This is a genomic window from Paenibacillus sp. Mc5Re-14 (genome assembly GCF_001049835.1).
Lineage (GTDB): Bacteria > Bacillota > Bacilli > Paenibacillales > Paenibacillaceae > Paenibacillus > Paenibacillus polymyxa_C.
Genome location: NZ_CVPD01000001.1, coordinates 2506401 through 2520224, shown reverse-complemented (window position 1 = coordinate 2520224; position 13824 = coordinate 2506401). Strand labels below are relative to the sequence as shown.

At 44.6% G+C, this 13824-nt stretch carries 16 protein-coding genes and 1 tRNA gene; 3 read left to right on the top strand and 14 right to left on the bottom strand.

Annotation, left to right across the window (positions count from 1 at the left end):
• Positions 1–15: 15 nt before the first annotated feature.
• The 9 genes from BN1546_RS11455 to rpsF form a co-directional block, all read right to left on the bottom strand.
• A complete protein-coding gene (locus BN1546_RS11455; RefSeq protein ID WP_090737523.1) occupies positions 16–957 on the bottom strand; it encodes a D-alanyl-D-alanine carboxypeptidase family protein in 942 nt (313 codons plus the stop codon).
• A gap of 159 nt (positions 958–1116) precedes the next feature.
• Positions 1117–2082: an ABC transporter ATP-binding protein gene (locus BN1546_RS11450; RefSeq protein WP_025679381.1), complete on the bottom strand. Its 966-nt coding sequence runs from the start codon at positions 2080–2082 to the stop codon at positions 1117–1119.
• On the bottom strand, positions 2079–3062 hold the full coding sequence (locus BN1546_RS11445) for an ABC transporter ATP-binding protein (protein ID WP_013373902.1): 984 nt from the start codon (positions 3060–3062) through the stop codon (positions 2079–2081). Before BN1546_RS11445 ends, BN1546_RS11450 begins: the two co-directional genes overlap by 4 nt.
• Positions 3063–3075: 13 nt before the next feature.
• The gene (gene opp4C, locus BN1546_RS11440) at positions 3076–3999 is read right to left on the bottom strand and encodes an oligopeptide ABC transporter permease (protein WP_013373903.1); all 924 of its coding nucleotides are present in this window, start codon (positions 3997–3999) and stop codon (positions 3076–3078) included.
• An 11-nt stretch (positions 4000–4010) separates the two neighbouring features.
• Complete coding sequence (locus tag BN1546_RS11435; RefSeq protein WP_090737520.1) at positions 4011–4973, bottom strand: ABC transporter permease; 963 nt, start codon at positions 4971–4973, stop codon at positions 4011–4013.
• Between the two features lie 68 nt (positions 4974–5041).
• The gene (locus BN1546_RS11430) at positions 5042–6781 is read right to left on the bottom strand and encodes an ABC transporter substrate-binding protein (RefSeq protein ID WP_013373905.1); all 1740 of its coding nucleotides are present in this window, start codon (positions 6779–6781) and stop codon (positions 5042–5044) included.
• Between the two features lie 530 nt (positions 6782–7311).
• Positions 7312–7584: a 30S ribosomal protein S18 gene (gene rpsR / locus BN1546_RS11425; RefSeq protein WP_013312800.1), complete on the bottom strand. Its 273-nt coding sequence runs from the start codon at positions 7582–7584 to the stop codon at positions 7312–7314.
• Positions 7585–7605: 21 nt separating this feature from the next.
• A complete protein-coding gene (gene ssb, locus BN1546_RS11420) occupies positions 7606–8097 on the bottom strand; it encodes a single-stranded DNA-binding protein (RefSeq protein WP_010346813.1) in 492 nt (163 codons plus the stop codon).
• Positions 8098–8146: 49 nt separating this feature from the next.
• Positions 8147–8431 carry a 30S ribosomal protein S6 gene (rpsF, locus tag BN1546_RS11415; RefSeq protein WP_007433230.1) on the bottom strand — a complete coding sequence of 95 codons (285 nt, stop codon included), beginning with the start codon at positions 8429–8431 and terminating at the stop codon, positions 8147–8149.
• A 318-nt stretch (positions 8432–8749) separates the two neighbouring features.
• Here rpsF and BN1546_RS11410 point away from each other — a divergent pair, with 318 nt between their 5' ends.
• Positions 8750–8944 (top strand): YjzC family protein, encoded by a 195-nt coding sequence (locus tag BN1546_RS11410; RefSeq protein ID WP_013373906.1) that lies wholly within the window; start codon positions 8750–8752, stop codon positions 8942–8944.
• A gap of 366 nt (positions 8945–9310) precedes the next feature.
• Positions 9311–9628 carry a hypothetical protein gene (locus BN1546_RS11405; RefSeq protein WP_013373907.1) on the top strand — a complete coding sequence of 106 codons (318 nt, stop codon included), beginning with the start codon at positions 9311–9313 and terminating at the stop codon, positions 9626–9628.
• Between the two features lie 72 nt (positions 9629–9700).
• Here BN1546_RS11405 and BN1546_RS11400 read toward each other — a convergent pair.
• From BN1546_RS11400 to BN1546_RS11385, 4 genes are all read right to left on the bottom strand, one after another.
• A protein-coding gene (locus BN1546_RS11400; protein WP_090737517.1) for an IS3 family transposase occupies positions 9701–10845 on the bottom strand; the annotation gives its coding sequence in 2 pieces (ribosomal slippage) (positions 9701–10572 and positions 10572–10845; 1146 coding nt in all).
• 279 nt (positions 10846–11124) lie between these two features.
• Positions 11125–11215 (bottom strand) — tRNA-Ser (locus BN1546_RS11395).
• A 77-nt stretch (positions 11216–11292) separates the two neighbouring features.
• Positions 11293–11517, bottom strand: coding sequence for a DUF951 domain-containing protein (locus BN1546_RS11390; protein ID WP_013373909.1), 225 nt, complete (start codon positions 11515–11517; stop codon positions 11293–11295).
• A complete protein-coding gene (locus BN1546_RS11385) occupies positions 11507–12457 on the bottom strand; it encodes a mechanosensitive ion channel family protein (protein ID WP_013373910.1) in 951 nt (316 codons plus the stop codon). The genes BN1546_RS11390 and BN1546_RS11385 overlap by 11 nt, the downstream gene beginning before the upstream one ends.
• Positions 12458–12707: 250 nt before the next feature.
• Between BN1546_RS11385 and yyaC the strand changes: the two genes are divergently transcribed.
• Positions 12708–13313: a spore protease YyaC gene (yyaC, locus tag BN1546_RS11380; RefSeq protein WP_080771881.1), complete on the top strand. Its 606-nt coding sequence runs from the start codon at positions 12708–12710 to the stop codon at positions 13311–13313.
• Here the strand turns inward: yyaC and BN1546_RS11375 are convergent.
• Positions 13267–13788, bottom strand: coding sequence for a DUF4446 family protein (locus BN1546_RS11375; RefSeq protein ID WP_090737515.1), 522 nt, complete (start codon positions 13786–13788; stop codon positions 13267–13269). The two genes, yyaC and BN1546_RS11375, sit on opposite strands and share 47 nt — an antisense overlap.
• Positions 13789–13824: the final 36 nt, after the last annotated feature.

Sequence of the window (13824 nt, the reverse complement as noted above, 5' to 3'; positions counted from 1 at the left end):
AGTTATCTTTTATTTTTAATGCGGAGCCAATTTCACCAAATTTTGCAAACGCACAGGGAAAGAGGTGGACAGAGAAAAACCATAATCGAACAACTTCCGTGTCTGCTCGAAACGCTCCTCCTTGCTCGGTGCACCCAGTACTACAGCAACTAACCGTTTGCCATGCTGCTCAGCTGTACCCGTGAAACAATATCCAGCATCGCTTGTGTATCCTGCTTTCAATCCGTCCGTGCCCGCATAAGAGTACGGTCCAGCCAAGGAAGGCAACATCCAGTTCGTATTGCTGATGTAAATGCCCTTATCCTTCAATTCCATCTGTGTACGGCTGGACGTTCTGAGAATCTCAGGATGTGATGTAATTAAGTAAGAGGCCAACTTTGCAGTGTCGCTTGCCGTCATCTTCGTTTCTCCGCGAATGTCCTTAGGATGGTTCGGCCCTAATTCACTCTGACCTGCCCCAGAGGCATTACTAAAGCGACTATCGGGCGACAACCCAATTTGGGCAGCTTTTTCATTCATGCGCTTTACAAAAGCGGACTCATTCCCTGATGAACGCTCTGCCAGTGCCACAGCGGCGTCATTCGCTGAATACACAACCATACTTTGAAACAATTCAGATACGGTCATTCTTTCCCCATACCGGAGGGATAGATTCACACCACCCACCGTACTCGCATAACGACTAATTCGCACCTCATCATTCCAGCCTAACCGTCCGGTCCGAATATCCTCCAGTACCAATAGCTCGGTCATGAGCTTGGACATATTTGCGGAGGGCATAGGCTTATCGCCATTCACATCCATTAGTAATTCCCCGGTATGCATGTCCATTAGCACTGCAGCGTCTGCATCCACATTCGGCTTTCCGATCAACAAGCGGGGTCCAAGTGTAATAAAAATCAATATAATAAGTACCGGGACGACAATAGCCCAACGTAACCAATGTTTTTTCATCATCGTAATAACCTCCATACCTTATTAGACGATGAAAAATCCATTTTGTCTGCAATTTTTCGAAAAAAAGATACAATTTTTTTACCTTTTTTTATTTCACAACAAAATACCCGCCAATCCCTGTTACAGGAAGGCGGATATTTACTTCTTCAGTATGACGTATTAAGCAAAATGACAGGCTACAAAATGCTGGTCGCCTGCATCTCGATATACTGGAGCCTCTGTTTTACAGCGTGCTTCCGCCATAGGACAACGTGTATGAAACTTGCATCCTGACGGCGGATTAGCCGGAGATGGGATGTCCCCTTTTAACACAATCCGCTGTCTTTTGATCGTCGGATCTGGAATCGGTACTGCTGATAGCAAAGCCTTGGTGTACGGGTGAAGCGGATTGCTGAACAGCTCCTCCTTGGAGGCCAACTCTACCATTGAGCCCAGATACATCACACCAATCCGGCTACACAGATGCTCGACCACACTCAGATCATGCGAGATGAACAGGTACGTCAGTTGGCGTTCCTGCTGCAAATCGCTTAACAAGTTAATGATCTGGGCCTGAATCGATACATCCAGGGCAGATACCGGCTCGTCAGCCACAATAAAATCAGGATTCAAAATCAAGGCCCGGGCAATCCCGATCCGCTGCCGCTGACCACCTGAGAACTCATGCGGATAACGATCATAGTGATACGAGGATAGACCGCAAATATTCAGCGTTTCGTTGACCTTTTGCCGCAGCTCATTACGATCAATCAACCCGTGATCCAGCAAAGCCTCTCCGATCGCCTCACCAACCTTAATTCTCGGGTTCAGTGAGCTAAAGGGGTCCTGAAAGACGATTTGCAGCTTCGGACGAAGCGCACGAATCTGCTCCTTGTTTAACGCGTGCAAGTCTTCGCCCTTGTACCGTACTGATCCCTCTGTCTTATCCATTAATCTGAGAATCGTGCGTCCAATCGTACTTTTACCGCAGCCTGATTCTCCTACCAGACCAAAGGATTCACCCTTATGAATGTGAAAGGATACATCATCGACCGCCTTTACATGTCCGACCGTACGCTGAAACACCCCGCCTGTGATCGGGAAATACTTTTTCAGCCCTTCCACTTGAATCAAAGGCTCGCTCATACCCGTTGCCCCCCTTCTTTCTCATATAGCCAGCAGGCAACCTTATGACCATTTTCCTTTTCATTCAAGGGAGGAGCCTGATCCTTGCATATTTGCATGCAATGTGCGCAACGATCATGAAAATGGCAATTTTCACCCAGCTCAATGGGGTTTGGAACCTGTCCTGGGATGGAATACAGCCGATCCATTTTCTGATTAATGACAGGTTTAGCCTTTAATAGCCCTTGAGTATACGGATGCTGCGGATTTTTGAACAGCTCAATGACAGGAGCCTCTTCAATAACGTTCCCGGCATACATAACGACCACATAATCGGCCATTTCTGCCACGACACCCAAGTCGTGCGTAATCAGCATAATGGACGTTTTAAGCTTATCCTTCAAATCCCGCATTAAATCAAGAATCTGCGCCTGAATTGTTACATCCAGTGCCGTTGTCGGTTCATCCGCAATCAACAGCTTCGGATTGCAGCTTAAAGCAATAGCAATCATAATCCGCTGGCGCATACCGCCACTCAATTCATGAGGATAAGAATGGAATATTTCCTCCGATCGCGAAATGCCCACCAAATTAATCAGTTCAATTGCCCGGGCGCGTGCTTCTTTTTTACTCATTAATGTATGCATCAGCAACGGCTCCGTAATCTGTTCCCCAATCGTAAGCACTGGATTCAGCGAAGACATCGGTTCCTGAAAAATAATCGAAATGTCATTGCCACGAATTTGCTGCATTTGACCTTTATTGAGTTTTAGGAGGTCTTTGCCCTCAAACCAGATTTGTCCGTCGGAGGTGTGGGGAGAATCAATCAACCGCATCATCGTCATCGCAGTTACACTCTTACCACAACCAGATTCTCCTACCACACAGAGCGTTTCACCCTCACGAATTTTAAAACTGACGTCATTGACCGCTTTGACAGTTCCGTTAGAGGTATGAAAGTGGGTTTTTAGGTTACGAAATTCAATCAAAGCATTTTCCATAAACGTTCGTCTCCTACTTCTTCATTTTAGGGTCCAGCGCGTCCCGCAAACCGTCGCCAATCAGATTAATCGCTACAACAGTAATTAGAATACACATTCCCGGTGGTACCCATATCCAGGGCCGTTTGCGGAAGTCAATCAGGTTATTCGCAGCCGATATCATGTTCCCCCACGAAGGTGTGGGCGGCACAACGCCAATCCCCAAGTAACTGAGCGCAGATTCTGTAATAATCGCACCAGCCACTCCAAGCGTAGCCGTAACAATAATAGTAGGAATCGTGTTCGGCAGCAGATGTCGGAATATTTTACGGCGGTCTCTCAACCCCAGTGCTTCCGTCGCCTGCATGAACTCCTGTTCACGCAGCGTAAGAATCTGCCCTCTGACCAGACGGGACAAGCTCGTCCAGCTCAGGATTCCGATAATAAGCATCAGAAAATAAATACGGTTCGACGGATCAACCTTCAAATCCGACAGAACAGCACCTAGAATAATAAGCAGCGGCAATGTAGGCAGCGCCATGAAAATATCGGCAATCCGCATAATAACCGTATCCACGCCTTTACGATAAAACCCTGCCAGCGCACCCAACGTCGCCCCGATCATGACCGAAATAAACGTGGCGACCAGCCCCACTGTCAAAGAAATACGGCCGGCAAGCATCGTACGCAGTAAAATATCTCGACCAAACTTATCCGTACCAAGCCAGTACTTCGCATTAGGAGATAAATTTTTGTCAGATAGCTTGTAATCATCTAAATGATAAGGTGAAATCATGGGGCCAAATACACAAATGATAACCATCAGAATTAATATAACGAGACCTGCCAAAGCCAGGCGGTTTTGGTTAAAACGACGAATGGCGATTCTCCATGGAGACGCTTCAGGACGGATCGCCGCCTTTTGATTCGTTTCAATCGTGACTGTTTCTGCGGACAATAGTATCCCTCCTACTTCAAGCGAATTCTTGGATCTGCCATGCCATACAATACATCAGACAGTAGATTGCCAATGAGCGTGAGAACAGCCAGAAAAATGGTGAAGCCCAGCATAAACGGATAATCCCGCATACTAATCGACTCCAGATAAACCTGCCCCACACCTGGCCATACAAATACCTTTTCCAGGATCATCGCCCCACCAAATAAGGCTGGAAGCTCGAACCCGAGCAGTGTGATTGCTGGAATCAGGGCATTGCGCAGTGCATGTTTGAAAATAACCGTCCGTTCCTTTAAACCCTTGGCGCGTGCGGTACGGATATAATCCTGACGGATGACCTCCAACATGCCTGTACGGAAATAACGAGTCAGGCTTCCAGTACTCAGCATCGTAAGTACGAGTGTCGGCAAGAACATATGCTTGAGGACATCCACCATATAAGCCCACGAGCCTGCTTCCATCCCTGCTGTAGTCATGCCCCCAACCGGGAGAATTCCCCATTCAAGAGCAAATATTTTGATGACCAATAGACCAATAAAAAATGAAGGCAGCGACATACATAAGAAAATGAATAACGTAACAAACTTATCGAATAAGGAATATTGGAACTTAGCTGAAAATACCCCTGCAACAATGGCAATGAGCCAGCTAAAAATAAGACTAAAAAAAGCGATAATAAAAGAGTTCCATACATAATTGCTGATAACCTTCGTTACCGGCTGCTTATGCTGCAATGAATCCCCCATATTTCCCTTTAACATATTACCGGCCCATATAAAATAACGTTGGTATTCCGGTTTATCCAGCCCGTAGATATGTCGTAGCTGCTGCGCCTTCTCGGCGGTCATATTCGGGTTCTGCTTGGCTGTAATATAATCACCCGGCACCATGGCTGAAATCGCAAAAACGATAATGGATATGCCAATAAGTGTGGGGATGAGTTGCAGCAGTCTTCGAATAATGTACTGCTTCATATTCATTCCTCCAGACGAATAAAGTGATATGCCCAGCTCGTGAGAGCTGAGCATACAATTGGCAACCCTTATTGAGCGATTTGAGCGTTATGCAGAGTGAACTCAAAATCTTTGTATGGTGTAATTTCTAAGCCGGATACACGTCCATTCACTGGCCACATATCTCTGCGTTGGTACAAAAAGATAGTTGGCAGATCTTTGTTCAGCTCTTGATAGAGCTGTTTGTAAATCTGTTTGCGTTTTTCTTGATCCAGTTCATGCTTACCAGCAAGTGTTAATTCATCAACCTTTTTATTGGAATAGCCGATATCATTTTGTGCACCATTCGTAATAAAAGTCGTTGTGTCCGGGTCTGGAGTTAAGCCCCAAGCCGCAAAGAACATATCAAACTTGCCCGTATCCTTTTTATCCATAATGGCGTTAAAATCTAAAGTTTCAGAAGTTAGCTTGATGCCGAGCTCCTTATAGTTATTGGACATGATCGGTAGCAAGGCCTCTACTACTGGATTATCAGCAGTTGCGGAGAAGTTAATGGTCAGCTTTTCTCCGTCCTTTTCACGAATTCCGTCAGCCCCAACCTTCCAGCCTGCCTCATCCAGCAAAGCCTTCGCCTTCGCTGTATCAAACTCATATTTATTGATACCTTCATCCGTGTAAGACCAAGATTCTGTAGACTGTGGAATATTAATGACATTCGCATATGGCCCATACACGCCCTGCACAATCTCTTTACGGTTTAAACCAATAGTTAAAGCTTGACGTACTTTAGGGTCTTGAAATTTCTTTTCCTTGTGATTAAACGCAATATATCCATAGCCATTTGTCGGCATAATATTCACGTCCAAGAAGCCTAGAGCCTTTAATTCCTCTACATTGTCTTCCGTAACTGTGATATTGTCCATGTCCGTTTCGCCTGTTTGCAGCATAGACAGGTTTGTTTCTTCTGTTGTCGTTTTGAAAATAACTGATTTCACCTTTGGTGCACCTTTGAAGTAGTTTGGATTCGCTTCAAGTACGACTTGTTGACCTGGGGAAAAGCTCTTCAGCACATACTGCCCGGAGCCGATTGGTTTATTATTAAGCGCCTTGATGCTGTCCAGGTTACCCTTCTTGAACCCTTTTCCGTAATAAGCTTCTGGCATGAAGTATTGCTCACCCAGATAATCCTTCGTATAAGCTGTTGCTTCTGTAACGGTTACCTCTACTGTGTTATCATCAATGACCTTGATACCCGAGATATCATTCGCCTTGCCATCGTGGTATTCCTTACCGCCTTTAATCTTAAAAGATAATATATCGCTTTCTCCATCATAATTCGGATCATGCAGCACTTTGAGAACAAAAGCATAATCCTTTACGGTTACTGGAGTGCCGTCACTATACTTCACACCTGGTTTCAGATGGAATGTGTATTTTAGACCATCCGGCGATACATCAACCTTTTCAGCCAAACTATTTTCATATGTACCATCTGCCTTCACCTGTAAGAAGGAATCAAATACTGTTCTGACTACATATAAATCGTAAGTTGTTTGCCAGAATAGCGGGTTAAATACCCCTTTAGGTGACGTCATACCTACTACAATGTTATCTTTCCGATTCGTTGCTCCTGGAGGATTTTGCGACAAATCCGTCGCTTTAATAACACCCTCTGTAACTGGTGCGCTTGCTTCATTTCCCTCTGTTTTATTATCCGCATTGCCTTGCTGCGGCTGTGCCTCATTAGCACCTCCACTACATCCTGCAAACAGAACACCAACGATCGTAAGCACCATAAGCAAAGAAACCCATTTCTTCGTTTGCACCATCCTGTTAATCCCCCTTAGTCGGTTCTTTATTTAACAGCCTGTCTCATTCCTGCGGTGATTCGTTAAAGCTCGAGGTTCAAAAATGAAGTTTTGCACATCCTCCTTACTGTTCCTAATGATAGTGTAGAACACATGTTTTAGACCCTTGGTCAATTTTGTGCACTGACAACCATTACATTTTTATTAAGGTTTATCTTAAGTGTAAAATAATATCACGTCAATATCTTTTTTTATGTAATATGCAATTGCAAAACATCTATTTTTGTAAAGTTTATGAAATTTACTTGTGGAAAATGACAGAAAACTGAGTGTTATGTAATATAAAATAACATTTCGAATGACCGAAATGTGTACTCTGGCGAGTTGGGGAGCTTGTAATTTCTTAAGCCACTAAAAGGTGATTTATACTTAATGGGTAAACATGGATTGTATTATTAGTAAGTTACAATAGATGGCACTTGTTGTCAATAAAAAAAATCATAAAAAAGGATGTCCCCAGAATTGGGGACATCCTTTTTTTCCACCCACTACTATTCAGTAGTGTAAGGAAGCAATGCGATTTGACGGGAACGTTTAACAGCGATTGTCAACATACGTTGATATTTCGCGCTTGTTCCAGTCACACGACGAGGAAGAATTTTTCCACGTTCGCTGATGAATTTTTTAAGCAGGTCTGTATCTTTATAGTCAATGTGAGTAATTTTGTTCACAGTGAAGAAACATACTTTACGACGTTTGTTGCGACCACCACGACGAGCTGGTCTTTTGTTATCGTCTCCGCCTTCTCTTTGTCTGAAGCCCATTCTTTGTCAGTCCTTTCCCAATTAAAATGGTAGATCATCATCCGAAATATCGATCGGTTTTCCGTCATCGGAAAAAGGATCCTGATTGTTTCGCGAGTTATTATTCCCGCGCCCACTATTGCTGTTACCGCCTCCGAAAGGAGACTCCTCACGCATACCTCCACCGCTATTGCCGCCACCGTTGCCGCTATCGCGGTTAGATTCCAAGAAACGTACATTATCAGCAACAATTTCAGTCACGTATACACGTTTTCCTTCATTGTTCTCATAATTACGCACTTGTACACGGCCTTCAACAGCCGTCAAACGACCTTTACGAAGATAGTTAGCGCATGTTTCAGCAAGCTGACGCCAGGTTACGATCGGCAAGAAATCCGCTTCCCGTTCGCCGCCTTGACTTGTAAACGGACGGTCTACAGCCAGGGTGAACTGGGTTACTGCTACACCAGACGGTGTATAGCGCAGCTCTGGATCCTTGGTCAAACGACCGATCAGAATGACACGGTTCAACAATCCAATCCCCTCCTTTGAGCGTTGTTCATTACATAATCACGTACAATAATTAAGCTACGTCGTTCGTAATGAGATAACGAATTACTTCGTCAGAAATTTTCATGATACGCTCAAGCTCAGTAACAACAGCAGGTTCTGCTGTGAAGTTTACCAGAACGAAAGAACCATCACGGAATTTCTTGATCTCATACGCAAGACGGCGTTTAGTTACATCGTGATTCGTAATTTCGCCACCGCCGTTAGAGATGATACCTTGGAATTTGTCGACTGTCGCTTGAACAGCTTCTTGTTCAATGTCAGGACGAATAATGTACATCACTTCATATTTGCGCATTCTTTACACCTCCTTATGGACATAAGGCCCTCAATCTCAGTTGAGAGCAAGGAACGAGCCTAAACTCGCACTAAAACAGTTTACCAAATCGAGCACCTGAATGCAACCTGCAATTTCGAGCATAAGGCTAAAAACTGCTCACACACATCATATCACTGGTTTTATACAATTTTATATCACACCACAAATTTCGCATATATAAAGGAAATAATTTTTGATTAACTACTATCTGTGTGCCCTAATTTCGCATGTTTCTGTTTAAGACAGCGCACAATAACCGTTGCAGTCCAAATTCATTATCTAAGGAGGCACAACCGTATGGGTGAAAAGACTGAGTTCGTACCCGGGGATAAGGTCCCAAACGACGGCGTATATATGGAGGTTGGAGAAAAAAGCTTTCATACTGAAATCCAAAACCCGCAGCAAATAACGTTGGAAAGAGGCGATTCTTTTCCGAAGACCACCAATCATAATCGCAAGTGGAAGAAAAAAACGAAAGCTCGCGTCCACTAATGTATATTTCTTCGGAATCCTGGCCATATTATGATTAGGCGATACAACAGAGAGGTGTGGTTCCGTTGGACAACGTAGCCTTACAAACTGTTAGGAGATCCATTCCGGGCATTAGAAGCGTTAGGTTTGTGTAAAAGGACACTGTCTTTTCAACACGGTATTGCTAGTCAGTACACCGAGTTTCATGATGTGATTGGACAGATCATATCCTGTTAAAAATGTATCGCCTACGATGGAGGACCTTTGTGGTCCTCCTTTGTTGCATTATCGGACTTTTTGCATATACTGGTAAAATGCAGATTAATTCAGCTCCTTCTGCTAGAATATATCCAAGTACAAAGACCTACTATTTACGGAGGTTTAAAGATGAGCTATTCTCGTATATTAAAGTGGATATCAGGTATATTCGAATTGGTGCTGGCTGTACCGATTGTGGGAGGAGCTATTGTCATGGGGACTGGCTACTCAGCTTTAGGGTTTATGCTTGTCCTGCATGCAGTAACACTTATCCTGTCGTTACGCAATCAGGAAGCGATCTACGGTTCTGTCTGGGGAGTAATCACTTCCTTGCTAGCCTGGATTCCTTTTGTAGGCTGGGCACTCCATTTGATTGCAGCCATCCTTCTGATGATCTCTGGCTCAAAGAGAACAAAACGCTATCATTACCCGCCTAATCAGCTATAACAAAAGAAAGCTCCTGACAGCTATTAGGGACTGACCCCCGTTTGTGAGACAGGGATCAAAACACCTTCAAGTTTAAGCAGCCAGTCGCCTGTAATCTACCGGCGACTGGTTATTTAGTTTCGCTTGAATCCGAATTGAGTTATAGTAGGTGATGTAGTCTCGAACGGTCTGTACAACGATTGCAGTCGTTGTACAGATGAGATCTTCGAGGTAGAATGTTTCAGACTTTAGTGTGGAATGAAACGATTCGATGGGGGCATTATCAGCGGGCGTTCCTTTACGGGACATGCTCATGGTAATGCCTTTTCCCTTTACTGCAGCTTGATAAGCCTGTGACGTATATACGCTTCCCTGGTCGCTATGGAGCAGCATGCTTGACCGTTTTGGAAGTTGGTTCAGCGTATCCAAAACCAAGGACGTATCTTGCTTGTCCGCTATACTGTAAGCCACAATCTCCCCGTTGTACAGGTCTAGAATGCTGGAGAAGTACAACATCTTTCCGCCAAACGGTAAATAGGTGATGTCCGTGACGAGCTTTTGCAAGGGCGCCTCTGCATGGAATTGCCGCTTCAGCAGATTTTCTGCTGGATGAGCGGGCTGCCCAGTGGCCTTTCGTTTCTTCATCCTCACGCGGCATTGTAGCCCCTCACGCTGCATAATCCGCTGAACTCGTTTGTGATTCATTCTTTGCTCTGCCCGAAGGAGTGCGGTGATTTTCCGGTAACCATACCGAAATTTATGACGGATGCAAAGCTCCCGGATTCTCTCCACTGCTTTGTCAGCATACTCTGTCCCCACAGTTGCTTTCCAACGGTAGTAGGTCGCTCTTGCGATTCCGAGCCATGTACAAGCCTCAGACACCGTCACTTCGTCTCGAATGGATTCGATCCAGGCAACGGCGACCTCTGGTTCCACCTCCTTTCCAGTTCCTTGTACTTTTTTAGCAGGTCCACTTGCTGCTTCAGGAACCGGTTCTCCGCTTTTACTTTTTCGAGCTCCGAAGAGTGTTCCGGACCTTTTCCGTAGCTGTATTGTTTACCCACAGGCTGCTCCAGACGATGCACTTCACCTTTTCGATACCACCTCATCCATGTTTTTAGCTGTGTTTTATTCCGTATTCCCAACTGCTCCATAACCTCTCTTACCGGGACTCTTGCCAATCTCATTTCAATAGCTTTCATCTTTATTTCTAAGGGATAACTCACTCTCGTTGCCAACGTAAAAACACCTCCAAGGTTATCTCCATATCTTACGACATGGTTCGATTTTCTTGAAGGTGTTTTGATTTGTCTCCCGTTATGGGGTCAGTCCCATTATTTCAAACGCTGTTAGGAGCTTTCTTTTGCTCTAACTCCTTATTCATTCACCAATAAATTCTTAATCATTTTTTCGATATCGTTACATTCATTTTTAGTAATCTGATTTATTTATTGCCATAAAACAAAAAATCCCCCACGTCAGCAGACGTAAGAGATTGATTTAGTTCATGAAGTTAGTGGCGGAAAGAGTGGGATTCGAACCCACGCACGCCTTGCGACGCCTAACTGATTTCGAGTCAGCCCCCTTGGACCTCTTGGGTACCTTTCCGCAGCAAGGATAATTATATCATCATTGCTTTCATGACGCAAGCTGATTTCTTGTTCACCATGATCCACTTTCTCTGCTCAAATGGTTTCCGAATTCTGCTCGTCACCACTGGACTTTGAGCGCAGCACTTTTTTCATATTCTTTTCGAACTTGGCACGCGGAATCAGCACACTATGCTGGCATCCGACACATTTGATTCGAATATCCATCCCCATCCGGATGATTTCCATCTCGTTCGTTCCACACGGATGAGGCTTCTTCATCTGCACAATATCCCCTAGTTCAAACGACTTACGCTCCACCCTTCTCTCCCCCTTTTCTTCCTGGCTCATCTTCTTTTTCAAGGGTGATCGCCGTTTCCAGTGCGGCCTGACGATGTTCCTCGTCCTCCAGAGCCCTCTTGATATTATTCTGAATATCACGCTCTACCAAGGCCCCTGTGTTCGGCATACATTCCGCCACAACACGTACGATATACTCTGATGTAGTCATGGACTGAACGCCTAACACATCCGGCATATTAAGTATCTGCGCATTGGACTCTTCAATGCCTTGGATCGCCTGTTTTACCAAGCTGACGGCTTCCTCCAGACTACGCTCCGCCTTCATTGGCACATCTACCACCGCCAACGCGTTGGACATGGAGAAGTTCGTTACTGTCGTAATGGAGCCGTTCGGTAAAATGTACACCTCACCTTTCCAGCTCACCAGCCTGGTTGTACGCAGCCCAATCATTTCTACCGTCCCCTTGAAAGTTCCCGTCTGAATGACGTCTCCTACGGCAAATTGATCCTCAAATATAATAAAGAATCCGGTAATTACATCCTTAACCAAGCTCTGTGCCCCAAAACCTACAGCCAACCCAAGCACTCCAGCTCCAGCAATCAGAGGGCCTAGATTTATACCCATTTGCGATAGCACCAGCATAATTAAGATGAAATTGAATACAATATTTGTTACATTTTTTAGCAGTTCCCCAACAGTCGTTAACCGTCTGGTATTCAATCGGAATCTGCCGTTATCTCCCTTTTGCTCCATCGACTTATCTATAATTTTATTAATAACTCGAATAAAGATACGTGTAATGATGAAAATAATTACAATTTTCAAAATCACAAACAAAAAGGTCGACCACATCGCACTATCTGTAAGCCATTTCCATACAGCATCCTTCCAATGAATCGCACCTTGCACTACGTCATCCGTGTCTAAATTACCGGCCAACCAATGTATAAAGGTCATGCTGTACTCCTCCTCAAACCAGGGAAATACTCTTTCTATTTCCCACATTCTATTTCCTATCTATATAAGCATATCTCCCGACTTCAAACAAATGGCTATGAATAATCTACTTTTCCCGAGTATAAAAGCACAAGTTTATCCATATACTAGCTACTATCTTGAGAATAATTGTTACCCGCAGGCCAAGTATATTCTTAAAGGTAGGCGAGCATAACCTGCACACTCCATTACAGGACGAAAGGAAGATTCCATGACTTATCCATCTGACTTCATTCCGGGGCAAGAACCCCTAAGCTTAAAAATATCACACACCGATCCCGGGATCCAATCAGCCATCATCCATCGTTTGCTGTTCCATCTGCATCAGGCGCGGAGTCTACAAAATATCGTCATCATTTGCATCGGCACCGACCGTTCTACTGGAGATTGCCTTGGCCCGCTTGTGGGTACCCATTTGTCCCGCTACAAAAGCCCCCTATTTAATCTGTATGGAACATTAGATGAGCCTGTACATGCTATGAACCTGCAAACCACACTGAACGGCATACATGACCGATACGAACAGCCTTATATCATTGGCATAGACGCATGTCTTGGACAAACCTCCAGTGTTGGATGCATTCAGGTTGCAGAGGGTCCTCTCAAGCCTGGAGCAGGTGTAAATAAAGAATTACCGCCGGTCGGCGATATCCATTTGACTGGTATCGTTAACGTCGGCGGCTTCATGGAATACTTCGTGTTACAAAATACGAGACTAAATTTGGTAATGAAGTTATCAGATATCATAGCTAGTAGCTTATACTCCGCAATTAGGGAGTGGCATTACCGGTCTGTCCTACTTGCTGCGCAAGAGTAATAGCTTCTTTCTCTTCAGGTGATAAGGAATAAGCGGATTGTCCCGCTTCCAGAGGCTTGGCATACACATATGAGCCATCCCGGTTATAAATACCGCTCAATACTATTCCGTCCTGATTATCGTCTACAATAGCCAGAGAGAAGCTTAAATCGCTCCCTCTCTCACCAAAGGCATTATAACGTTTGATGCCTATATGTCCCTTCAAGCCAGTCAGTTTGCTGCGTAGTGATTTCATACTTGCACGGTGGGCTTCCTGCTCATCTTCAATCGTATCCATCTGCACCTTTAAATCAATCAGCAGCGTTTCCAAATTCTCTACACCGCTGCCTGCCATCATGGTTTCATACTTTCGCCGCATCTTCTTCAGCTTTGATCCCTGTACAATAATAACAATCAACAGGATAAGCAAAATAAGCACGATCCCTGCAACAATTCCAGCAAGCTGCTCCATGATTAGTCCATTCAATTCAGCCATATGTTTGTTTCTACCCCTCTACCTCAAAAATCATGT